We start from the raw sequence: 23,106 nt of genomic DNA, 5'->3' as shown, positions 1-23,106 counted from the left end.
CAAGGTGCCCGCCCTCACCGGCCCGTTTGCCGGCACTCCATGGATAAAACACGTGCTCAGAGAGATCGCTTCGACACAGCGGGTCGCCTAAACAAAAGCAAAAACAAGGGGACCTCACCTACTAAGCCTTGACACGGCCTCCCGGGCTGATTGGCCGGCAGGGAATAACCAGTTCGGGCCATAATCATAGGGCCGAGGGTTCTTGGAAAGGTGGATGACGATGAAGCGACTGGTTGCCGGACTCCTGACCTTAGCCCTCATCACCCTCCTACTGCCACCACGGCTGGTCGACAGCGCCGCGGCCCCTTCGCCCACGGTGGTCTATACCCTCGCCCTGAGTGAGCCCGACCGGCCGCGGATCACCGTCGACGTTTTCGGAGCCACGGAACCGGTCACCCGTCTGACCTACAAGGGGAGTTGGCAGGTCCGGGAGGCGCTGTCCATTTCGTCGGCCACCGACTCCGACGGCCGGCCGCTCCCCTGGCGGTGGGACGGTGACAGCTTGGTGACCGAAAACGGCCAAGCCGCGAGGTTCTCGGTCAGCTATGTCATTGACGGCCTGCGGGCGGGGAGTCCTGCCGGCCAGTTTGACGTGGTCTTCCGACCGCTGGCCCTCTTTTTCACCGCCGCCAACGTCTTCCTGATCCCGGCCCAGCGACCAGAACGAATCACGGTCAAGCTCGACTTGCCGCCTGGGACCACGGCCTTCTCCTCCCTGCCGGAGGAGGGAGGGTCTTTCACGGCTGTTCCGGACTTGTGGGGCGATCTCCGATACGACTTCGCGAAGGCCTATTTTACCGGAGGGCGCCCGCTCCTCTCGGTGACGCGGACGACCGCCTGGGGCGACACTTATCAGTACGTCTGGTTCGACCGTGATCCCGCCTCTCAGATGTGGGCCCCGTCATATGGCAACGCCCCATGGGAGGAGGCTGAGGCCTACCTGGCCATGACCGAGCGGCTGGCGGCCTACATCAGGGATCACATCATGGGTCCGCTTCCTGCCCACAAGGTCCTTTTCACCAATGTCAAGCAACCGGGCGCCGGCGTTGCGAGCGTTCTGACCAACGTGGACTGGTTCCACTACATGCAGATCTGGCCGCGCCACTCAGAGCCGGAGGTGGCCCATCATCTAATCCATCAGTACAGTTTCTGGAAAGACCAGACCAAGTTGCCGTTGGACTATTCGGGGCAGGGGCGTTTCCTCCGCGAGGGGCTGGCGACCTACTTGGAGCAGACCGTGCCGGCCGCCGTTCTCGACGATCAGACCTTCCCCGGAAAGCTCTTTGAGTTCTATGCCCTGGAGCAGCGAGGCCAGGCTTTCGGCATCGGGGCCAACGAGATGCACGTCAAGTACAACCGGTCGGCCATGCAGGTCTACCTGTTGGACCGGTATATCAAGGAGGCCAGCGCGGGCCAGAGAGACATCGCCGCCTTTGCCGGGGCCCTCTGGGGCAAGGTGAAGGACCGGACTGCCCCGCAGGACCTTGATGACGGTCTGGTCACCAGCGCATTCGAGCAGGTGGCGGGCCCGGGCAGCGAGCCATACTTCCGCCAAGTGGCGACCCAGAATCAGTTTTCCGGGGAAGACTTCATCCCGCTCCTGCCGTCTTTCAAGACCTACGTGGAGGAGATGGCCGATCGGTACTTCTGGGGCAATCGTCTGCTTTTCCTGGCCTTCCTCGACATCGCGGCGGCCAAGGGAGGGGAATGGCCCCACTACGCCACCTACCCGCACAACGTGAGCCGGTACCGCCAGGACGCTCTGCCGCCCTTCCTGCGGTACCTGCAGGAGACCGGCCACTCCGGGCTGAGCCGAGAAGACGTCGAAAGGGCCCTGGGTGCGGCCACCGGTCGGGACCATGCCGGCTTCTTCGCCTTCTGGTCAAGTCTCGGCATTGACCTCGACCCCGCCGGCCTACTCCCATTGAGCCAGTGGAACGCGACCGAGAAGGACGAGACATCGCTCCTACTTCAGGGCGGGTACGCCGGGTCGCTTCAAACGGAACACTACCTGAGCGGCCTGCCCCAGAAGGCGGCCGTGCTCCTGGACCGACCGGCTCCCTCGGAGACCGTCCTATTCGAGGTGCACCTGCGGAGCTTCGAAGGATACCCACCCACCGAGGCGGCGACGGCCGCCCTGTCCGCACCCCTTGAATTTACCCGACAGGTCATGGACGGAAATGTCTACGTGACCCAAGTGGTCTTTCGCATCACCACCACGGATCCTGAACGCCGACGCTTCGACCTCAGTAACCTGACCCTCCCCGCCTTCGCCTACCACGCGCAGTTCCAGGTCTACCGCGCGGAGCAAGTGGAGGATCGGATGATCGGCTCCCTCTACTGGGTTCACTCAGTGGACCCCGTACCCTTCATGGTGCGGACGGCCGGGGGAGTGGTCTCGCTCCCGGCCATGCCGACTCTCGCCGACCCGCGCTTCGAGGTCACCACCGGCGGCCGGATTGAGGCCGCCGTCCCGGGCCGGGCGATTCCCGTAGGGGCGGGCTGGGTTCAAGTCGATCTGCTAGATGGAGTCGGGTTTCTCAGGGGCCGTCAGGTGCTTTCCACGAACCCGGATTCCATTCAGGTAGTCTGCGACGGCCGCCTGATTGACTTTGATGTGCCGCCACAGCTAATTGACGGAAGAGTCCTGGTACCCTTCAGAGCCATCAGCGAGGCCCTCGGTGCCGAGGTGGGGTGGGACCCCGACTCCCAGACCGTCACTCTGACTCAACGGGGCCGAACGGTAACCCTCATCATCGGCGCCCCAGTAGCCCAAGTCGCCGGCCGGACGGTGGCCCTTGATGTGCCTGCCCAGCCCGTGGGCGGGCGGACGCTGGTCCCCGTTCGCTTTATCGGCGAGGCCCTCGACGCCACGGTAGGCTGGAATCAGGAGAGCCAGGCCGTCATCATTTCCACGCATCCCTAATCCCGATTGAAGCGCCCGAGCCGGTCGGAGGCGCCGGCGCAATCCAACACCGAGCGGCCAAACCACGGTTGCAACGAGAAAGGGAGGGGGTCGTTCCCCTCCCTTCAGTTTACCAGGAAGCTGTTCCACACCCGCTACGGCAACCTCGACAGCGGGTTGATCGGTTGTCCATTGACGCGGATCTCGAAGTGGACGTGGGGGCCGGTCGAACGACCGGTCGAACCGGAGAGGGCGATGACGTCGCCCTGCCCGACCGAATCGCCCGCCTTGACCAGCAGCTTCGAGTTGTGGGCGTAAAGGGTCGTGACGCCGCCCCCATGGCTGATCACCGCGGCCAGTCCATAGCCCGAGATCCAGCCGGCCGAAACCACCGAGCCGGCCTTGGCGGCATGCACCGAGGTGCCCATCCCCACGCCGATATCAAGGCCGGTGTGGGTTCCCCCGCTGCGAGGGCCGAAGGACGAGGTGATCGGGCCATGCACCGGCCAGATGAAACCGAAGGCGGATGGGTTCGAAGATCCAGACCCCGAGGAACGGGAAGTCCCGCGCGAGGCCACCTGAACAGGCTGGCTGATCGCCAGGGCCCCGGGCAAGAGCAATTCGTCGCCGATTCTCACGGCGGCCTGCTCGTCGAGGCCGTTGGCCGCGGCGATGTCCGCGGTCTTCAAGCCATACCTTTGGGCCAGGCTCCAGAGGGTCTCCCCGGACTTAACCCGGACGATGATCCCCGGCACGGAAGGGACCTTGATGGACTGGCCGGGGCCGATTCGTCCGGACGAGCTCAGCCCGTTGGAGGCAATGATCGAATCAACCGTCACCCCAAAGCGGGAAGCCAGGTCCCAGATGGTGTCTCCGGACTTGATCTCATAGGTGATGATGGTTGGTCGAGCCGGGGTGTTCCCAGCCGTCGCCGTTGCCGTCAACTGGTTGGCCGGGTCCTTTGTATCGAACAAGGCTTCGGGGTCGGCCAAGGCGGCTGGATCAGCCGCGCTCATCGGGCTGCCGGGCCCGTCAGGGACCCGTCTTCGCGCCCCCTGCGGTACCAGGCCGCGGCCGGTCACGAAGACGATCATCAGAAGGCCGACCAAACTCAAAGTCATGAAGGTCTTGATGGCTCTTGGCTTCAGTCCTTTGCACCTCACTTTCGATCATCCAGGCGGCCGTGGCCCATCGCCAAAGAAGCCCGTCGGCTGGGCGGCAATACCGCCCTCACTTGCCTCGAGCTTCCTGATTTAGCAAACCTGACAAGGAACATCTTTGACCCCCGACGCCAATCCCCTTGATGTAAATGCTGGCGTAGCTGGTGATCTGCCCCAGAGCATGCGGTTTTGTATGAATCCAGCCACCGACGGCACACAATACCATGAGACGACACCTTTTTCCTGAATCATGACTCGATTGGCTAGGGAGGAAAAATTCTCTCGCAAGTCGAAGCAGCTCTCGGAAGTCTTCGGCTCCTGGGAGGTCCAACCATGTCCCTCCACAAGCTGGTGAGAAGACCTCAATTCAGGTTCCTTGCAGCCGCCGCCGGGGCTCTCCTCCTGGCCGGAGTATTCACCGGCGTCGTCCTCGCTGGTCGGTCCACCTACGTCCTGGAAGTCAACGGCCGGGCCCTCGGCATGGTCCATGGGAAGAGCCTGGTCAAGCAGGCCCTCAACGACCTGGCGACGGAACTGACCGGTGAACTGGGGCGCCCGGTTCACGTCGGCCGCCAGGTCTCCCTGGTCCGGTACCTCAATCCCAAGGGGCAGGATCAGGCCCAACAGGCCATGGCCGACGGTCAGGGAGCCCCGGTCGCCGAGGTTCAGACGGGCGTGAGCGCTCAGGGGACGGACTCCCAGTCCGGCCCCCAGGCGGAGGCCCGGGGAGCGACCATTCCGGCCGCGCTTCCTGAGCTTGCCGACGCACGGGCTGTCCGCGAGGCCCTTCGGAACGTGTCGCCCTTCGTCGTCGGGGGTTTCATGATCCGCATTGAGGGACGGGACGTGGTCGGACTCCTCAAGGAGGACGAGGTCCAGGCGGTCGTCGACGAGCTCAAGGCCGAGGAGGCCTGGCGAATCCAGCAGCGCGGCGCCTCGGTGGCCAGCCTCGAGTTCGAGCAGAAGGTGGTCGTCGAGGCGGCGGACGTCTCCCTCGACCGCTTGCGCACCAAGGACGAGGCCAAGCGCATCCTGACCCGCGGGACCGACAAGGTCGAGACCTACGTGGTCTCCAGGGGCGACACCCTCTGGACCATCGCTTCCCGGCACGGGACGACCGTCGATTCGCTTCTCAAGGCCAACCCCGAGGTCCCCAAGTCGGGCAATATCGTCCCCGGGCAGACCCTCAGCCTCATCGAGGCCAACCCCTACCTGAGCATCATCAGCGTGGAGATAAAGACGGTCAAAGAATGGATCCCCTTCCCCATCCAGGTGGTCGAGGACCCTGCCCTGTGGCCCTGGCAGAACGTGGTCAAGCAAGCCGGCACCGGCGGCCAAAAGGAAGTCACCTACCGCATCGAGCGTCGGACCTCCGACCGCCAGCAGAAGACCATCGTCCTGGCCGAAAAGGTCCTATCCCAACCAAACCTCCAAATCGAGGTCCGCGGGACCAAGCGGGCGCCCGCTCTGGGCACCGGGACACTCTACTGGCCGCTGGCCACCGGCCAGATCACCTCGGGCTTCGGCTGGCGCTGGAGCGGGCTCCACACCGGCGTTGACATCGCCGCCCCCAGGGGCACCGAGGTCGATGCGGCCGATGCCGGCACCATCGTCTACCTCGGGTCGAAAGGCCGCTACGGCCGGACGATCATGTTGGACCACGGCGGCGGCCACGTCGTCACCTTGTACGGCCACCTTAACGCCTATGCCGCGGGCCTTCGCGAGGGCTCGACGGTCGAGAAGGGACAGGTCATCGGCTTTGTCGGCAGCTCGGGCAACAGCACAGGGCCACATCTCCACTTCGAGGTCCGGCTGGACAACAAAACGGTCAATCCGCTTGGCTTCTATCCCAAGTGAGCCCCTGACCAAGGGCCCGGAAGAGGACTGAGGAGAAACGGGCCGGGGGCCGGGGGTAATCCCCGGCCTTTCGCATTATACTGTTTGGGAGACCACGGCCCCCAACTCCGGCCGGACGTGTCCGGCCGCCAAGCTGAGAAGACGCGAGGTGACAACGTGCGCCGCTCCCGCCGCCGCTCCCTGACCGGCCCGGCGGTCCCGGTTCTGGTCGTCCTGACCGCCCTCGCCCTGGGCACCCTGGCCTGGACGCACCTGCGCCCATGGCCGTCATGGGCGGCCGGCCGGCCTTATCTGGCCTCGGCCGAAGCCTCCTCCGGCCCTCGTCTGATGACCTTTTACCTGACGGCCGGCAGTCAGAACCGCGGGGGTTCCCCGGCCCGGGACATCTTGGTGCCGGTCAGCCGGCCCACTCCCGGCGACAAGGCCCGGGGGTACCTGGCCATCGAGGCCCTCCTCGGGGGCCCGTCGACCGGCTCCGGTCTGATCTCGGCCATTCCCGCCACGGTCCGTCTGAACAAAGTCTCGTGGCGCGGGCGGTTCGCTGTGGTCGACCTCGGCGGCCTTCCCGGCGCGGCCCTGCCCGAAGCGGCGATCGCCCAACTCCGGGAGACCATCAACGAGGGCCTCGGCGGCCTCGATCAGCTGGTCGTCCTGAACGACGGCCGGCCGACAAGCGGGGCGATCGAGGTCCAGCCGGCCGGCAGCGCCCTCGGCGGCCGGCTCTATGTGCCGCTGGCCGTCGGTGGGCGACTCTACCTCGGCTGCTCCGATGGGCTCGACTTGCCGGCCGACCCCCGCCTCGCGGTCGACGCGTCCATCAGGGCCTTGATGGCCTTTGAGGCCGTCGGCCGGGCGGCGATGGTCGTTCCCCGGCCCGGCGAGGTCAGCGTGACCCGATTCGACCAGAGCGCCGGCGCGCTCTCCCTCGACCTGGTCCCGGCCTACACGGGGCGAATCAAGGAACGCTCGCTACGGGCGCTGGCCATCGACCTCCTAGTCTTCAACGCCGGACAGGTCGCCGGGGTCAAGGCGGTTGCCCTAACCGGCCATGGCCGACCGCTCTCCGAGACCTGGCCCGTTTCAGTCGATCGTTGGTCCTGGCCTCGCTGGCCCAACCCGTACCCGGCGGCCAAGGACCCCCGCCCCCAGGACGCCCGCCGCCAGGCGACGAGCCCCCGGGCCTCCCTGACCATCGTCGGCGACATCAGCCTGGCCCGCCGGATCGATACCCTGATGGCTGAACGCGGGGGGGACTATCCCCTGTCGGCCACGGCCGACCTTCTGCGGCGGGCCGACATTGCCGCGGCCAACCTCGAGGCGGCCCTGGCCGACACCGGGCGCCCCCTGCCGAACAAGCAGATCTGGCTGCGCGGCCGGCCGTCGAGCGTGGCTGCCCTGAGCGGGGCCGGCCTCGACGCGGTGGGACTGGCCAACAACCACATCCTCGACTACGATAGCGAAGCCTTGGCTCAGACCATCGAGGTGCTGATGGAAAACGGGCTAGTCTGGTTCGGCGCCGGACGCGACCTGGCCGACGCCCGGCGGCCGGCCTTCGTCGAAGCCGGCGGGGTGAAGGTGGCCTTCCTGGCCTACAACGAGTTTGCCCCGCTGTACTTCAGCCTCGACTACCCGAGGAGCTTCGAGGCCACCGATCGCCAATCCGGTACCGCGCCGCTCAAGCCGGCGCTGATTGAGGCCGATGCCCGGGCGGCTAAGGCCGAGAGCGACGCCGTAGTGATCTACCTGCACTGGGGGGTCGAAGAAGCCGATTACCCACGGCTGGACCAGCGGGCCATGGCCAAGGGGTTCATCGAGGCCGGCGCGGATCTGGTCGCCGGGACTCATCCCCATGTCCTTCAGGGCATCGAGTTTCACCGGGACGGTCTCATCGCTTACAGCCTGGGGAACTACGTTTACGACCAGAGGAAACCGCGCCAGGTCGAGAGCCTCATTCTGACGACGGTCATCGGCCGCGGAGCCGGCGCCGGCCGCGGAGCCGGCCCCGGACTGAGTCCCACGGTCATTCCCGTCCGCATCGACGATGGTCAACCGCGCCCGGTCACCGGCCAGACCGCGGCGGCCCAACTGCGGCGGTTCGCCACTCTCTGCCTGCCCCTTGGGACCGGCGTCGGTCCGGTTGTGGCCGGTCAAGGTTTCGACTCCGCGCCTTTGGTCGCATCGCCGCAACCGTAGCTGAACGCTCGGCCCGTCGGCGAGGCCGCCTCATGGCCCGCCACGGTTGATCCGCCGCCGATCGGCCAGAACACGAATCGCCTGACCCCGCGAGGAGCGCCTTAGCCAAGGCGCTTTTCTTGTTGATATTCTCTCGGCCCCTTGTCGAAAACCGGAAGGAGATATGTGTAGCTGCGCGAATAGGACATCAAACAGGAATCGGGCCGATCCACGAGCGACAAGGACACTCGGATCAGTCTCCCAGGGGTCCAAAATGAAGAGAGCCATTGCCATCGCCAGCCTTGTCGCCTTTCTCGCCGCCGGTTGCTCATTGCCCGGCGGATTGCGCGCGTCCATCCCCTGGCTTCGCCCGCCGAGTCAGGTGGTCGCGCCCGACCCACCGATTCCGCCATCGCCACCGGCCCCGCCGTCCCCACCACCGAAGGTCCCGGTCCACGTGCGGGGTCTCTATCTGACCGGCTACACGGCCGGGTCTCGGCAGCGCGTCGATGACTTACTGGCCTTCGCCAAGCGGGCCGACCTCAACGCCATGGTCATCGACGCCAAGGACGACGACGGCCGCATCTCCTTCCAAACCGATATCCCGCTGGCCCGGGAGATCGGCTCGAACAGCGAGAAGATCAAGGACGCCCCGGCCCTCCTGCAGGAACTGGCCGACCAAGGCATCTACACCATCGCCCGGATCGTCGTTTTCTGTGACCCGCTGCTCTCGTCGAAACGCCCCGACCTGGCCATCCTGAACGCCAAGTGGCGTGACACCCGTGGCCTGACCTGGTCCGACCCGCTCAACCAGGAGGTCTGGAAGTACAACGTCGACATCGCCAAAGCCGCCGCCAAGGCCGGTTTCAAGGAGATCCAGTTCGATTACGTGCGTTTCCCCGAGCGGAAGCTGGCCGCCACCACCCTCGGCCTGAACCAGGAGAAGCGGGTCGCCGCCATCACGGACTTCCTGGACTACGCCAAGCAGGAACTGGAGCCTCTGAACGTGTTCGTCTCAGCCGACGTCTTCGGTCTGACGACGACCGTCGAGGACGACATGATGATCGGCCAGGACTACGCCGGGATTGCCAGGGCCGTCGATTACATCTCGCCGATGGTCTACCCCTCGCACTACTCGTCCGGCAACTACGGACTAAAGGATCCCGACTCGGCCCCCTACGAGACCGTCTTCGCCTCGATCGAGAAGGGCAAGGCCAAGACCCCCGATTTGAGCACCGACCATGTCCGCCCGTGGATCCAGGACTTCAGCCTCCGCCACCAATACGGCAAGGTTGAGGTCGAAGCGCAGTTGAGGGCCCTGGCCAAGGCGGGGGTGCGCCAGTTCATGCTCTGGGACCCCAAGAACAAGTACACCCGCGACGTCGATTTCGGCGTCTTGAACGAGGACCTGGCCAAACAAGAGAGTACCACCACCAATCCGTCCGACCCGGCCACCGGTCAGGGGGGCACCGGAAAGTAGCCCGAACCGCCCGCCCGCCGGGCGACGATTCTTGTCGAAGACTCGAGGCCGGCGCTGGCCCTCAGCGCCGGCCTCACGCGCGCCAATCCAGGGCAAAACAGCAGCTTGCAGTAACAATTACCACTGTCTCACCAATGTTGTGTCGGCTATAATTGAAGGCGAGCTAATCTTATGTAAAATGGTCCTGCCCGCTCCCCCAAAGAAGGTGGGCCAATTGTTCAGTAAGAGCGTGATCCACATTCAAATCCGCCACGTACTGCAAGCAATGGCCATCCTCCTGCCGCTCGCCGTCCTTAGTTACGGCCTGGCGACCCATTTCGAGGTGGTCCGCTCGGTCGTTTACAATCAACTGCGCGAGCGGGGGAAGGCCGTTGCCGTCGCCCGGAGTAGCGGGTTCGAAATCCTCGAGAGCGACCATTTCGTCCTCCGCTACGAGTTGGCCGATCAGGACGTGGCCCCGATGGTCCTCAAGACGGCCGAATCCTTCTATGCCCCGGTCACCCGAGACCTGGCCTACACACCGCCGGGCAAGGTTACCCTAATCCTCTACCCGACCCGGGACGATCTGAAGAACAGCTTCGGCTGGCCGTCCCTAGACGATGCCATGGGTGTGTACTGGACCGGCGTGATCCGCGTCCTCTCTCCGAAGGCTTGGACCGGGACCACCAATCCAAACCAGATGGAACGGTCATTCAGGAAGAACGGTCCCATCGCCCACGAGCTGACCCACTACGTCCTCGACTACAAGACCAGCGGCAATTACCCGCGGTGGTTCACTGAGGGGTTGGCGCAATATGAGGAGCACCGGCTGACCGGGTTCATCTGGATCGAGCCCGAGTCATCGCTCGACCAGAGCCTCTACACCTTGAACGATCTCCAGAACCGCTTTGACAGTCTGGACAACCAGGCGCTGGCCTACCGCGAGTCCTTTACCATGATCAGCTTTATCGCCGAAAAATACGGTCCGGAGGCCCTGCAAGGACTGATCACCGACTTGTCGAAGGGGGCAAGTCTCGACCAGGCTCTCAAAAGCCACAGCGGTCTGGCCGGCACCGACTTCGAGAAGGCTTGGCTGACCTGGGTTTACGACCAGCCCGATAGGTGGAATCAATGACTGGTACTGAAGGAAAAACTAACCGGGTGACGAATAGAACCGCAGCAGCCCCGCTCAGGACGGCTCCTGTGAAGCAGGGGCCGTCTCGGCGTAGACAGACCGAAGTCGGCGGGCTGGCTGGAGGGCATGATTTGGCGAAAGTCGTCATCACCGGCGGACGACGGCTGCACGGCCGGGTGCGCGTCGGCGGGCGAAAAAACTCCGTCGTCGCGGTCATCCCGGCGACCCTCTTGGCCGAGGGAGCCAGCCACATCGAGAACCTGCCGGCCATCGGCGATGTCTCCGTTTATGCCGATATCCTCAAGAGCATGGGCCTTTCGGTCAGGCAGGACCGCGACTCCATGAGCATCGACCCGACCGGGCTTGTGGCCGGGATCACCCCCCCCCGCGAACTGGCTCAGCGGCTTCGGGCCTCCTATTACCTGCTCGGTGTCCTGCTGGCCCGCTTCGGTGAGGCCGAGGTGGCCCTGCCGGGCGGCTGCGACATTGGCCTGCGCCCGATCGACCAGCACATCAAGGGCTTCCGGGCGCTCGGCGCCGAGGCCACCATCGAGCACGGGGTGGTCAGGGTGAGCGCTCCGCACGGTCTCACCGGGGCCCAGGTCTACCTCGACGTCGTCAGCGTCGGGGCGACCATCAACATCATGCTTGCGGCCACCCTCGCCGACGGGACGACGACCATCGAGAACGCCGCCAAAGAACCTCACATCGTCGACCTGGCCGACTACCTCAACTCCTGCGGGGCCAAAATTCAGGGGGCCGGTACCGACGTCATCCGCATCCGCGGCGTCAAGAGCCTGTCGGGCTGCGTCCATGCGGTCATCCCGGACGAGATCGAGGCGGCCACCTTCATGATCGCCGCCGCGGCCACCCGGGGTGACGTCCTCATCGACAACGTCATCCCCAAGCATCTCGACCCGATCACGGCCAAGCTTGTCGAGGCCGGGGCCGAAGTCACGCAGAACGGCGACTCGATTCGGGTGACCATGTCCCGCCCGCGACCCCGGGCGGTCAACGTCAAGACCCTGCCCTATCCCGGCTTCCCGACCGATGCCCAGCAACCGATGAGCGTCCTCCTGTCGGTCGCCGAGGGGACCAGCTTCGTCACCGAGAGCATCTGGGAGGGCCGTTTCAAGCACGTTGACGAGCTCAAGCGGATGGGGACGAACATCCGGGTCGAAGGGCGCATGGCCATCATTGAAGGTGTGCCAAAGTTGATGGGCGCGCCGGTGCGGGCCACCGACCTCCGGGCCGGGGCGGCCCTGATCATCGCCGGCCTGATGGCCGAAGGGCAGACCGAGATCAGCGGCATCGAGCACGTCGACCGCGGGTACGAGCGACTGTCCGACAAATTCCGGGCACTGGGAGCAAAGATTGCGCGTATGCAGGGCTGATCTCTCCAGCAGACTGCTCGGGTTCTCCCCGGTGGTCCTCGACCCTCGGACGAGGCGCAATCTTGCCATCGACGCCATTTCGGGGTCCCTGTATGGCATCCACGCAGGGGCCCTCCTTCCGTTCATCGCCGTGGCCGGAATCCGGCTGGGGGCCTCGAACGCGACCGTCGGGGTGATCACCGCCGCCCCCTACATCGGCTACCTGACCTCGATCTTCTGGGGACAGGTCAGCCAATCGAGGGCGAAGTTGCCGTGGGTGGTCTGGCCGACCATCATTGGCCGGTTGGCCCTTATCATGGTCGCATTTACCCGCGACCCTTGGGTGTACGCAGTCATCGTTTTGCTTTATAATTTTCTCATTGCGATCCCCGGCCCGGCCATGACCGGACTGATGGAGAAGATCTATCCGGCGAATTACCGCGGTCGTCTGCTGGCGGCCGTCCGGGTGGCCATCGGGGTAACCTTCTCGGTCTTCAGCTTTCTGGCCGGCCGCGCCCTGGATGCCTTCGGCCATCGTCTGCTCTTCCCCGTCGCGGCGCTCGTCGGAGTCGGCTCCATCTCCCTTTTCTCCAGGGTCTCTGAGCCCCCCGAGGAAGAAGGGAAGCCTGCCCGCACCCGTCCGGCCGCCGCCCGCCCGGGCCTCCGGGAGCAGCTGGCCGCGATCAAGAGCGATCGCCGCTTCCTGACCCACCTATGCGGCTTCATGCTCTTCGGGGCCGGCAACCTCTTGGTCGCCCCCCTTTACCCGATCTTCCAGGTTCGGGAACTCCACCTATCCTACAGTCAGGTGGCCATCCTTTCGGTCACTTGGTCGGTGGCCTGGTTGGCGGCCTTTCGTGGCTGGGGGCAGGTAGCCGACAGGCTTCGGCCGACGGTCCCCTTGATTGCCGGGGTGGTCGGCTATGCCCTTGCCGCGCTGATATACAGCCGTGCCGACTCGCTGGGGCCCCTGATCTTGGCCCACATCTTGATCGGCCAGAGTGACGCCGGGCTGGAGATCGGCTGGCTGTCCGAGGTCATGCTCCTGGCCCAAAAGCGCACGTCGGTTTACTTCGGCCTCCACTATACGCTGATGGGCCTCCGCGGGGCGACCATCCCCTTCCTCAGCACGGCTCTCCTCCCCGTCCTCGGGATGAGACCGATGTTCTCCATCGGCGCCGCGGTGATCGTCATCGGGCTCGTCCCGATCCTCCTGGCCGACCGGATGAATCATCAAGCCACGTCCGGCGGGGGGGCCGCATTGACTGGGGCCGACCAGTAAAAAATTAGCCCTGGCAGAGCAGGATTCCAAACTCTTTAATGGAATAATGTTGCCGGTTGTGATTGCCCGAACTAGGTCTTTCACAAACCACGGGAGCCCTCCACAACCGGCCGCGAGAGCGCGGTGAGCTATGGGCCCGAACGATCAGGACCAAAATCAGGGACGCGAGCGCCGGCCCGGCGGCTTCGGGCGTCCCAAGGATCGCGGCCGCTCGGGCTTCGGCGTCGGGCAGTACTTTGCGACCGCTTTCACATCTGCCCTAACTTTGGCCTTTGCTTTCTTCATCGGCTTCTATGGCGGGCAGTGGCTTGACCGGCGGTTCGGCACCTACCCCTGGCTGACCCTCATCGGTTTGGGCCTCGGGGTGACCGCGGGGTTCAGGACCGTCCTCCGGGAAATCGTCCCCGACCTCTTCGCCCCGAGGAAATCCCGGCCCGGTCCGGACCCGGCGAAGGAAGGCCGGTCCGGAGCGCCGGACGACCGCCCGGGGAAGGGGAGCCGACCATGACCGGCCCGCTGGTCGGCCTCACCCTTGGCCTTGTCGTTGGCGCCTTTAACTGGTGGTTGCTCCGGGGGGCCACCCCCGCTGTCACCGACAAAGCCGGTGGGACGGGCCAATCGCCACCCGGCCGGGCCCCCGCGATGCGCGGCCTCGGGTGGCGGATGGTCCTCCGGAACGTCTCCAACCTGGCCGCGCTGCTTCTGGTCTACACCTTGTTCCGTGACCAGTGGGCCATCCTGGCTGCCCTCTTCGGCCTCCTGGTGTTTCCGACCGTCACCGTCATTCAACTCTACTATGGAGGGGGGGCTCGCCGATGATCAACTCACTGGTCCTGGCCGCCGCCGTAGGCACGGCTGAGCACTCCGACGTCCTGTTCACCATCCCGGGGGTCGGTCTCCCGGTGACCAGTGCCGTGACCACCATGTGGGGAGTCATGCTCCTCCTTTTCGTCGTGGCCTGGATGGGGACAAGGCGTCTCGAGATGGTCCCTCATTCGCGGTGGCAGGCCCTGGCCGAGTACATCGTCGATGGCCTGATGTCGTTCCTCACGACGATCGTCGGCCCGAAACGGGCCCGGCAGTTCCTGCCTCTCTTGGTCAGCCTGTTCTTGTTCATCCTGCTCTCCAACTACAGCGGACTCTTGCCTGGGGCCGGCCATCTGCGCGGGCTCCGGCAGCCCACCAGCAATTGGGGAGTCACCGCCGGCCTGGCCGGCATCGTCTTCATCATGACTCTTTTTTACGGGCTCAAGAAACGCGGGCTCCGCTACTTCGCCCACATGTTCCAGCCGGTCTACCTCGCCCCGCTGCTCATCCCGCTGGGGCTGATCGAGGAAATCGTCCGGCCCTTCGCCCTGTCCCTTCGTCTCGTGGCCAACATGTTCGGCGGGGAGACGGTCGTCCTGGCTCTGTTGATGGCCGTGCCCTACTTCCTGCCAATCATCCCGATGGCCCTGGAGATCATCTTTGGGGCGATCCAGGCCTTTATCTTCATGTTCCTGACCGCCATCTACATCAGCTCGGCGGTCGAGGAAGCCCATCACTGACCCGCTTTGACTGTCTGTCGTCTTATGCTTTCCTCCCCGGCCAGGGCCGGGCGGTCTGGGAAAGCGGTCACCGCAAGGGTTTCTGGGTTTTCAGGGGTTCTTTCGTGCCGGCTTTGTTCAATCACGATTGGGAAGGGGAAAGGGGGGTAGAGTTTTGAGCGCTGCTATCGCTGTCGCCATCTTCGGCGCTGCCGCCGCCATCGCTATCGCCGCCGCCGCCATCGGCTCGGCTACCGCGCAGGGCAAGGCCGCTGCCGCGGCCATGGACGCCATCTGGCGTCAACCGGAGGCCGCCAACGACATTCGCACGTCGATGATGCTGGCTCTGGTCTTCATGGAGGCCCTCACGCTTTTCGTTTTCGCCTTGATCTTCGTCCTCAACGGCACTATTTCCGGGATCGCGCTAAGGTAGTCCGTCCGTCGTAAGTGTGGGGCGGCCGGCACCCCTCCGGCCGCCCCTTGCCCGAAACCCTTGGACCACTGATCGCAGCCCGCTGTGGGAGGCAAACCTTTCTCCGACTAGAGGGGGGAGACCCTTTGGAATTCGGTAGGACCGAACTCATCTGGGCGGTCATCAACTTCATCGTCTTCGCCGCCGTCATGACCTGGCTCCTCTACCGCCCAGTGCTCAAACTCCTCGATGGGCGGGCCGAAGAGATCGACGGCCGGCTGTCTCGGGCGGAGAAGGCACAGAACGAGGCCGAGGAGACGCGCAGGAAGCTGGAGGCCCAGTTGGCCCAGGCTGAGGTCCAGGCGCGGGAGATTCTCAACAAGGCGGCCAAGCAGGCGGAAGAGAGCCGCAACGCGGTCGCGAGCCAAGCCCGCGACGAGGCTGAGCGCCTGCTCAAGAAGGCCGAAGAGACCATCGCCCGCGAGAAGGACAAGGCCGTGGCCGAACTGCGCGAGGAGATCGCCGGTCTGGCCACCATGGTCGCCGGCAAGATCATTCAGAAGAGCCTCTCCGCCGTCGACCACCGGCGCCTTGTCGATGAGGTCGTCGCCGAGATCGGGGAGCCCAAGTCATGACCGGCTCGGTGGCCCGGCGTTACGCCCAGGCCCTCTTCGACCTGGCCGCCGAGAAGGGCTTGGTCGACCAGTTTCGGCAGGAGCTCAAGGGTGTGGGCCGCTATCTCGAAAGCCAGCCCGAGGCGGTGGCCATCCTGGCCGATCCGTTGGTGGCCCCGGCCAAGAAGAAGGCCCTCATCGACCAGACCTTCCCCAGGCCCATCCACCCGCTCCTCGCCAACCTCCTCCACCTCCTGGTGGATAAGCGCCGCATCGAGCACTTGGCCGAGGTGATCAGCGCTTACAATGGGCTGGTCGACAAGCACCTGGACATCGTCGAGGTCCAGGTGACCTCGGCGGTGGCCTTGGGACCCGGTGAACAGGCTGGCCTGGTGCGGGCCCTCGAGAAAACCATGGGCAAGCACGTGAGATTGATGGGCGCCGTCGATGAGAAGATCATGGGCGGGCTCGTGGTCCGGATCGACGATCGTCTTTACGACGGCAGCCTTCGCACTCGACTGGACCGACTGCGGCGAGAGATGGCCAGGGGCTCTCTGGGCTAAACCAAGCTGAGGGGTGAAGACATTGTCAAGCTCGCTCCGACCTGAGGAAATCAGCTCGATCTTGAAGCAACAGATCGAGAAGTATAAATCGGAAATCGAAATCTCCGAGGTCGGCCGGGTCATCCAGGTCGGTGACGGGATCGCCCGCATCTACGGCCTGACCTCGTGCATGGCCTCCGAGTTGCTCCAGTTCCGGAACGGCGTCTACGGCATGGCCCTCAACCTCGAAGAGGACAACGTTGGTTGCGCCATCCTCGGTGATTACGAAAGCATCCAGGAAGGTGACGAAGTCCGGAGGACCGGCCGGGTCATGGACGTCCCCGTCGGCGACGCCCTGATGGGCCGGGTGGTCAACCCGCTCGGCCAGCCCATCGACGGCCAGGGGCCGATTGACACCGCCGAACGCCGCCCGATCGAGGTCATCGCCCCGGGCGTCGTCGCCCGGAAGAACGTCCATGAGCCGCTCCAGACGGGAATCAAGGCGATCGACGCGATGACCCCGATCGGCCGCGGCCAGCGCGAGCTGATTATCGGCGACCGCCAGACCGGCAAGACGGCCATCGCCCTCGACACCATCATCAACCAAAAGGGGCAGGGCGTTCACTGCTTCTACGTGGGCATCGGCCAGAAAGTCTCGACCGTCGCCAACGTCGTCCAGAAGCTCAAGGAGCACGGCGCGTTGGAGTACACCACGGTCATCCTCGCCGCCGCCTCGGACCCGGCGCCCCTCCTCTTCATCGCTCCATACTCCGGCTGCGCCATGGGCGAGTACTACTGCTACAATGGCAAGCACGCCCTGGTGGTCTACGACGACCTGTCCAAGCACGCCGTGGCCTACCGAGAGCTGTCCCTGCTGCTTCGACGCCCGCCGGGCCGGGAGGCCTTCCCCGGCGACGTCTTCTATCTCCACTCCCGCCTCCTCGAGCGGGCCGTCAAGCTCAACGACGCGCTGGGCGCCGGCTCGCTGACCGCCCTGCCGCTCATCGAGACCCAGCTGGGCGATATCTCCGCGTACATCCCGACCAACGTCATCTCGATCACCGACGGCCAGATTATCCTCGAGTCCGACCTCTTCTTCGCCGGCATCCGCCCGGCCATCAACGCCGGCGTGTCGGTCTCCCGCGTCGGCGGCAGCGCCCAGATCAAGGCGATCAAGCAGGTCGTGCCGTCGCTCCGGATGGACCTCGCCCAATACCGCGAACTGGCGGCCTTCGCCCAGTTCGGCTCGGACCTCGATAAGATCACCCAGGCCCGCCTGAACCGCGGCAAGCGCCTGACCGAGCTGCTCAAGCAGGACCAGTACCAGCCGATGCCCGTCGAGGAGCAGGTCGTCTCGTTCTACATGGCGACCAAGGGCTATGTCGACGACCTGGAAGTCGAGCAGGTCCGCCCCTTCGAGCGCGAGTACCTCCAGTACATGCGGGCCGGTCAGGCCGACATCCTCAAAGAGATCCGCGAGAAGAAGATCATCTCGAAGGAATTGTTCGACCGGCTCAAGCAGGTCACCGATGCCTTCAAGGCCCGCTACACCGCCGCCCAGAAGCAGGACGCCCAGACCGCCGAGGCGGGCGGTAACGTCGCGACGGCCTGACATGAGGGCGCGCAAAGGGGGTGAGGGTCCTTGGCAGCCGGAGTAAGAGAACTGAGAAGGCGCATCCGCGTCGTCAAGAACATCCAGCAGATCACCAAGGCCATGAAGATGGTGGCCGCGGCCAAACTGGTCAAGGCCCAGGAACGGGCGACCAAGGCCCGGCCTTACGCCGCCAAGATCGAAGAGATGCTCCGCCGCGTCCTCGCCGCCCACGCCCCGAACCCTGAGGGCGCCCAGGGACAGGACGACGACACGGCTTCGATGGTCGAGGCCCTGATGCGGCCGAGGGTAGCAAGGAAAGTCGTCTACGCCGTCCTCACCAGCGACCGTGGCTTTTGCGGAAGCTACAACACCAACATGATCCGGGCGGCCCAGAGTCACATCCAGGGGCGTCAGGGGCTCGAGTACGTCGGGATCGTCCCAATCGGACGCAAGGCCGGCGACTTCTTCGCGAAACGCGGGTTCAGCCTCCCGGCCAAGTTCGTCCCGGCCGGCGACGAGACCAGCTTTGCCCAGGCCCGGCAGGTCGCTAACGAGCTGACCGGCCTCTTCACTAGCGGGACGGCCGACGAGGTCAACCTGGTCTACAGCGAGTTCGTCAACGCCATGACTTATCGCTCGACGGTCGCCCGGCTCTTCCCGATCAGCGGCCCGGACGAAGCCTCGCCCTCAGGCGGGCCGGCCAAAGCGGATGAAGCCGCCGGGTCGGCCAAATCGGCGAGGACCGAGACGGCGGCCGAGGTCGACTACATCTACGAGCCCTCCGGTCCGGAGGTGCTCAACTCGCTCCTTCCGAGATACGTGCAGGTCCGCGTCTACCGCGCCCTGCTCGAGGCCCGGGCCAGCGAGCAGGGAGCCAGGATGACCGCCATGGGCTTGGCCACCGATAACGCCGCCGAGATGATCGATAAGCTGACCCTCGACATGAACCGAGCCCGCCAGGCCGCCATCACCCGCGAGATCGCGGAGATCGTTGGCGGGTCTGAAGCTCTCAAGTAGGAGGTGGGGACCATGCCAGGAGTCAAGACAGGCCATGTTCTGCAGGTCATCAGCGCCGTGGTCGACGTCGAGTTCCCCCAGGGTGACCTGCCAGGGCTATACAACGCCCTCGTGATCAAGAGCGAGGACCAACCGGATTTCAACCCGAACGACCCGATCCGCATCAACCTCACCCTGGAGGTCGCCCAGCACCTCGGGAACAACGTCGTCAAGTGTGTGGCCATGTCGTCGACCGACGGTCTTCGCCGCGGCATGGCCGTCGTCGACACCGGCGGGCCGATCACGGTCCCCGTGGGCAAGGCCACCCTGGGCCGGATCTTCAACGTCCTCGGCCAGCCGGTCGACGGGCAGGGCCCGGTGAATACAGACAAGCGGCTCCCCATCCACCGCGAGCCGCCGACCTTCATCCAGCAAGAGCCGTCACGGCAGGTCCTCGAGACCGGGATCAAGGTCATCGACCTCCTGACCCCCTTCGCCAAGGGCGGGAAGATCGGCCTCTTCGGCGGGGCCGGTCTGGGCAAGACCTTCATCCTCATGGAGCTCATCTACAACATCGGCTTCCAACACGGCGGCTACTCAGTCTTCTGCGGGGTCGGCGAGCGGACCCGCGAAGGCACACAGCTCTGGAACGAGATGAAAGAAGCCGGGGTCTTCGACAAGACCGCCCTCGTCTTCGGCCAGATGAACGAGCCGCCGGGGGCCCGCCTGCGGGTCGGCCTGACCGGGCTGACCATGGCCGAGCACTTCCGCGACGAAGAAAGCCAGGACCTCCTGGTCTTCATCGATAACATCTTCCGTTTCACCCAGGCCGGTTCAGAGGTCTCCGCGCTCCTCGGCCGCATGCCGTCGGCCGTCGGCTACCAGCCGACCCTGGCCACCGAGATGGGCAACCTGCAGGAGCGGATCACCTCGACCAAGAAGGGCTCGGTCACCTCGGTCCAGGCCATCTACGTACCGGCCGACGACCCGACCGACCCCGCCCCGGCGACCACCTTCGCCCACCTCGACGCCTTCATCTACCTCTCCCGGGCCGTCTTCGAGCTCGGGCTGTACCCGGCCGTCGACCCGCTGGCCTCATTCTCCCGGATCCTCGAGCCGGGCGTTGTCGGCGCCGATCACTATCAGGCGGCCCGCGGCGTTCAGCAGATCCTTCAGCGCTACGTGGAACTCCAGGACATCATCGCCATCCTCGGCATGGACGAACTGTCCGACGCCGACAAGCAAACCGTCGCCCGGGCCCGCCGCATTCAGAAGTTCCTCACCCAGCCCTTCCAGGTGGCCCGCGAGTTCACCGGTCGGGAGGGCGAGTACGTCAAGATTGCCGACACTGTTCGCGGCTTCAAGGAGATCCTCGAGGGCCGTTATGACGACCTTCCCGAGGACGGCTTCTACAACGTCGGTTCCATCGAGCAAGCGGTGGAGAAGGCCAAGCAGCTCACCGGGGAGAAGGTTTGAGCATGGCCGCAGCCGGGCAGAGCATCCGCCTCGAGGTCATCACGCCGGAACGGGTGATCCTCGGTGAGGACACCGAATCGCTGATCGTCCCCGGCGCGCGCGGGTACATCGGGGTCCTCCCCGGCCACGCCCCGATGGTGGTCGGCCTGAGGATCGGCCTGGTTAAGTACAAGCAGGCCGGGACCTACAAGCGACTGGCCGTCGCCGGTGGCTTCTTTGAAGTCGTCCATGAAAAGGCGGTCATCCTGGCCGAGACGGCCGAGCGGGCCGAGGAGATTGACGTCGAGCGGGCCAAGGCCTCTCTCGAGCGGGCCCGTAAGCGACTCGTCGCCAGGCGCCAGAGCGACATCGACGTGGCCCGGGCCGAGCTGGCTCTGAAGCGGGCGGTCACCCGCCTGCGGGCGGCGGGCGTTGCCCCGGACCGGGTATTCGGCCCAGTGGAGCGGGACCGTCCGGAACACGAATGAATTGACTAACGGACCTTAACCTTCGACCCCGGCCGGGCTCCGGCCGGGGTCCGGCTTTCCCAGGATAGCTTTGGGTTCGTGCCAGGCTTGAGTTTGCGGCCCTTGACTTAAAGGAATGTTAACTTGCCTCGGCCCGCACAGCGGCCTAGAATAAGGCTTAGAAGAGGGTCAGTCGTTCGGAGCGAATGGCTTCAGGCGTTCGCTTCTCACATCGGCGGTCGACCCGGACAAGCACCCATCAATGGCGATTACGCAAATGGAGGCTGGTCTGAATGAGTGACTTTTACAATCCCACACCATACAACCCCACTCCAATCGATCCCCCCCAGTCCGACCCACTGGTGACGACCCCCGAAGTGATGAATGCTGAGTCCGCATCCCCCACGCCGCCCCCGCCCCCCGGGCGGAGGCACCGCAACATGTCCTTCCGGTCCATCATCGCCGTGGCCGTGGTCGCCGCCCTCCTCGGCGGCGTGGCCGGCGGTGGTCTGGCCCTGCGCTACGGGAGCAACTTCGGTCCCGCCCCCAGCCTGGGGCAACCGTCCGGGGCCAAGGCCGGTCCGGTCAGCACCGCCCTTCCCAGCTCTTCGACTTGGCCGGTGGTCGGGATCGCTGAGGCCGTCGCCCCGTCCGTCGTCGCCATCACCAACCGGCAGCAGGTCCGCGGATGGTACGGTCCAAGCCAGTTGGCCGACGTCGGAAAAGGCTCCGGGGTCATCTTCGACAGCCGGGGCTACATCGTTACCAACTACCACGTCATCGACAGGGCCAGCCAGATCATGGTCTCCCTGGGCGACGGCAAGGCCCCGATCCAGGCCAAGCTGATGGGCGGCGATTCTTACAGCGACGTAGCCGTGCTCAAGGTCGACGCCGGCACTCTCCCGGCCGCCACTTTCGGCGATTCCAGCACCCTCAAGGTCGGTGAGCTGGCGGTCGCCATCGGCAACGCCGTCGGCGAGTTCGAGCGGACCGTCACCGCCGGGGTCATCAGCGGGCTCAACCGCACCGTGCAGGTCCAGGACGATTATGGACGGACGAAGGACATGACCGTCATCCAGACCGACGCGGCTATCAACGAAGGCAACAGCGGCGGGCCGCTGGTCAACGAGCAGGGGCAGATCATCGGGATCAACACCATCAAGATCGGTCAGATCGGGGTTGAGGGCCTCGGGTTTGCCATCCCGATCAACACCGTCCGCCAGATCGTCGATCAGCTTGTCACCAAGGGCAGTGTGGTCTGGCCCTACTTGGGCGTCACCCTGGTAGACAAGGACCAGGCGGCGGTCAGGCTGAACGTCAACTTCGACCACGGAGTGCTGGCCTATGACGTGGTCGCCAACGGACCTTCGGCCGGTGCCGGGATCAAGAAGAACGACATCATCCTCTCGATCGACGGCAAGGCCGTCGAATCAAGCTCGGAGATCAGGAGCCTGATTCGCACCTACCAGGTCGGCGCAAAGGTCGCCGTGGTTGTCCTGAGGAACGGAGCCCAGCAGACCTTCACCGTGACCCTTGGGGAAGCGCCGGCCACCAACTGAACGTAGCGGCCAACCCCCAAAACGGACGAGACAAGACCCCGATTCTCAGAATCGGGGTCATTTTTCGTGCATCTAGCAGGACTTTCTTTGACCCCGGCGAAATGTTACGGGCACAAGGATGCAATAGATGTAATAGGAACAACTGCTGAGCGTATGGTTTGATTCGGATGTTCCTGCCGCTCCCGGGCGGGAGGAGCAGAACGGGGGTTAGTGAAAGAAAGCACAAAACACAGCTAGTCCCTCGGCGCAATAACGATTGCGAGAGAGCCTGACGGGGCTCTCTGCAAGGTGTCCTGAGCTCACGCGGAAGGAGGTGAAAAAACAAACCATGATCCAGGACAAGACCCACAACAGCAAGGCAGCCGTGACAAGGAAGGGAGACGAATCAGTGAGGAAACGTGTCCTCTTCGCCGTCATCACGACCCTGGCCGTCCTGTCCATCCTGGCGGTTTCCGGGGTGGCCCTGGCCCAGGGATCGTACCTGAGTTCCTTCACCGGTCAATACCCCGCGGCCAAAGGCTCCAACTTGGACAGCTGCAACACCTGCCACAGGTCCGACTTCAGCCTGAACGCTTACGGCACGGACTTCGGCGCGGCC

The 23,106-nt window shown here is 64.9% G+C and carries 20 protein-coding genes; 19 read left to right on the top strand and 1 reads right to left on the bottom strand.

Annotation, left to right across the window (positions count from 1 at the left end; translation table 11 throughout):
* The first annotated feature begins 220 nt into the window (after window positions 1-220).
* Complete coding sequence (locus VGL40_05445; GenBank protein ID HEY3314713.1) at window positions 221-2,926, top strand: stalk domain-containing protein; 2,706 nt, start codon at window positions 221-223, stop codon at window positions 2,924-2,926.
* A 134-nt stretch (window positions 2,927-3,060) separates the two neighbouring features.
* On the opposite strand, the gene VGL40_05440 is transcribed toward VGL40_05445, so the two are convergent.
* Window positions 3,061-4,068, bottom strand: a complete 1,008-nt coding sequence (locus VGL40_05440; protein ID HEY3314712.1) for a peptidoglycan DD-metalloendopeptidase family protein — start codon at window positions 4,066-4,068, stop codon at window positions 3,061-3,063.
* 330 nt (window positions 4,069-4,398) lie between these two features.
* Between VGL40_05440 and VGL40_05435 the strand changes: the two genes are divergently transcribed.
* The 18 genes from VGL40_05435 to VGL40_05350 form a co-directional block, all read left to right on the top strand.
* Complete coding sequence (locus VGL40_05435) at window positions 4,399-5,922, top strand: peptidoglycan DD-metalloendopeptidase family protein (protein HEY3314711.1); 1,524 nt, start codon at window positions 4,399-4,401, stop codon at window positions 5,920-5,922.
* A gap of 156 nt (window positions 5,923-6,078) precedes the next feature.
* The gene (locus tag VGL40_05430) at window positions 6,079-8,115 is read left to right on the top strand and encodes a CapA family protein (GenBank protein ID HEY3314710.1); all 2,037 of its coding nucleotides are present in this window, start codon (window positions 6,079-6,081) and stop codon (window positions 8,113-8,115) included.
* Between the two features lie 253 nt (window positions 8,116-8,368).
* A complete protein-coding gene (locus VGL40_05425; GenBank protein HEY3314709.1) occupies window positions 8,369-9,574 on the top strand; it encodes a putative glycoside hydrolase in 1,206 nt (401 codons plus the stop codon).
* A gap of 214 nt (window positions 9,575-9,788) precedes the next feature.
* Entirely contained in the window at window positions 9,789-10,688 is a 900-nt protein-coding gene (locus tag VGL40_05420) for a peptidase MA family metallohydrolase (protein HEY3314708.1), read from the top strand.
* Between the two features lie 131 nt (window positions 10,689-10,819).
* Window positions 10,820-12,082 (top strand): UDP-N-acetylglucosamine 1-carboxyvinyltransferase, encoded by a 1,263-nt coding sequence (locus tag VGL40_05415; protein ID HEY3314707.1) that lies wholly within the window; start codon window positions 10,820-10,822, stop codon window positions 12,080-12,082.
* Complete coding sequence (locus tag VGL40_05410) at window positions 12,063-13,343, top strand: MFS transporter (protein ID HEY3314706.1); 1,281 nt, start codon at window positions 12,063-12,065, stop codon at window positions 13,341-13,343. The genes VGL40_05415 and VGL40_05410 overlap by 20 nt, the downstream gene beginning before the upstream one ends.
* A 130-nt stretch (window positions 13,344-13,473) precedes the next feature.
* On the top strand, window positions 13,474-13,851 hold the full coding sequence (locus VGL40_05405; GenBank protein ID HEY3314705.1) for an AtpZ/AtpI family protein: 378 nt from the start codon (window positions 13,474-13,476) through the stop codon (window positions 13,849-13,851).
* Window positions 13,848-14,162, top strand: coding sequence for a hypothetical protein (locus VGL40_05400; protein HEY3314704.1), 315 nt, complete (start codon window positions 13,848-13,850; stop codon window positions 14,160-14,162). The genes VGL40_05405 and VGL40_05400 overlap by 4 nt, the downstream gene beginning before the upstream one ends.
* Window positions 14,159-14,890, top strand: coding sequence for a F0F1 ATP synthase subunit A (gene atpB, locus VGL40_05395; protein HEY3314703.1), 732 nt, complete (start codon window positions 14,159-14,161; stop codon window positions 14,888-14,890). The genes VGL40_05400 and atpB overlap by 4 nt, the downstream gene beginning before the upstream one ends.
* A 166-nt stretch (window positions 14,891-15,056) precedes the next feature.
* Window positions 15,057-15,302: an ATP synthase F0 subunit C gene (locus VGL40_05390; GenBank protein HEY3314702.1), complete on the top strand. Its 246-nt coding sequence runs from the start codon at window positions 15,057-15,059 to the stop codon at window positions 15,300-15,302.
* 125 nt (window positions 15,303-15,427) lie between these two features.
* Window positions 15,428-15,916, top strand: a complete 489-nt coding sequence (gene atpF / locus VGL40_05385) for a F0F1 ATP synthase subunit B (protein HEY3314701.1) — start codon at window positions 15,428-15,430, stop codon at window positions 15,914-15,916.
* Complete coding sequence (locus VGL40_05380; GenBank protein ID HEY3314700.1) at window positions 15,913-16,458, top strand: F0F1 ATP synthase subunit delta; 546 nt, start codon at window positions 15,913-15,915, stop codon at window positions 16,456-16,458. Before atpF ends, VGL40_05380 begins: the two co-directional genes overlap by 4 nt.
* A gap of 13 nt (window positions 16,459-16,471) precedes the next feature.
* Window positions 16,472-18,049 (top strand): F0F1 ATP synthase subunit alpha, encoded by a 1,578-nt coding sequence (gene atpA / locus VGL40_05375; GenBank protein HEY3314699.1) that lies wholly within the window; start codon window positions 16,472-16,474, stop codon window positions 18,047-18,049.
* Between the two features lie 30 nt (window positions 18,050-18,079).
* On the top strand, window positions 18,080-19,048 hold the full coding sequence (atpG, locus tag VGL40_05370) for an ATP synthase F1 subunit gamma (GenBank protein HEY3314698.1): 969 nt from the start codon (window positions 18,080-18,082) through the stop codon (window positions 19,046-19,048).
* Window positions 19,049-19,060: 12 nt separating this feature from the next.
* Window positions 19,061-20,503, top strand: a complete 1,443-nt coding sequence (atpD, locus tag VGL40_05365) for a F0F1 ATP synthase subunit beta (GenBank protein HEY3314697.1) — start codon at window positions 19,061-19,063, stop codon at window positions 20,501-20,503.
* A 2-nt stretch (window positions 20,504-20,505) separates the two neighbouring features.
* Window positions 20,506-20,970 (top strand): F0F1 ATP synthase subunit epsilon, encoded by a 465-nt coding sequence (locus VGL40_05360; protein ID HEY3314696.1) that lies wholly within the window; start codon window positions 20,506-20,508, stop codon window positions 20,968-20,970.
* Between the two features lie 419 nt (window positions 20,971-21,389).
* Window positions 21,390-22,508: a trypsin-like peptidase domain-containing protein gene (locus VGL40_05355; protein ID HEY3314695.1), complete on the top strand. Its 1,119-nt coding sequence runs from the start codon at window positions 21,390-21,392 to the stop codon at window positions 22,506-22,508.
* 388 nt (window positions 22,509-22,896) lie between these two features.
* The coding region (locus VGL40_05350) for a hypothetical protein (protein ID HEY3314694.1) at window positions 22,897-23,106 on the top strand (210 nt) is incomplete at its 3' end.

The sequence above is a fragment of the Bacillota bacterium genome, from assembly GCA_036504675.1.
In the GTDB taxonomy this organism is placed as follows: Bacteria; Bacillota; Sulfobacillia; order JAJYWN01; family JAJZPE01; genus DASXUT01.
The sequence above is the reverse complement of the archived record's forward strand: the minus strand, read 5'-3'. Positions and strand labels throughout refer to the sequence as shown.

Coding starts and splice junctions, on each gene's coding strand:
- VGL40_05435 (HEY3314711.1), top strand. CDS start 4,399: ATGTCCCTCCACAAGCTGGTGAGAAGACCTCAATTCAGGTTCCTTGCA.
- VGL40_05405 (HEY3314705.1), top strand. CDS start 13,474: ATGGGCCCGAACGATCAGGACCAAAATCAGGGACGCGAGCGCCGGCCC.
- atpD (HEY3314697.1), top strand. CDS start 19,061: ATGCCAGGAGTCAAGACAGGCCATGTTCTGCAGGTCATCAGCGCCGTG.
- VGL40_05445 (HEY3314713.1), top strand. CDS start 221: ATGAAGCGACTGGTTGCCGGACTCCTGACCTTAGCCCTCATCACCCTC.
- VGL40_05355 (HEY3314695.1), top strand. CDS start 21,390: ATGTCCTTCCGGTCCATCATCGCCGTGGCCGTGGTCGCCGCCCTCCTC.
- VGL40_05400 (HEY3314704.1), top strand. CDS start 13,848: ATGACCGGCCCGCTGGTCGGCCTCACCCTTGGCCTTGTCGTTGGCGCC.
- atpB (HEY3314703.1), top strand. CDS start 14,159: ATGATCAACTCACTGGTCCTGGCCGCCGCCGTAGGCACGGCTGAGCAC.
- VGL40_05425 (HEY3314709.1), top strand. CDS start 8,369: ATGAAGAGAGCCATTGCCATCGCCAGCCTTGTCGCCTTTCTCGCCGCC.
- VGL40_05360 (HEY3314696.1), top strand. CDS start 20,506: ATGGCCGCAGCCGGGCAGAGCATCCGCCTCGAGGTCATCACGCCGGAA.
- VGL40_05380 (HEY3314700.1), top strand. CDS start 15,913: ATGACCGGCTCGGTGGCCCGGCGTTACGCCCAGGCCCTCTTCGACCTG.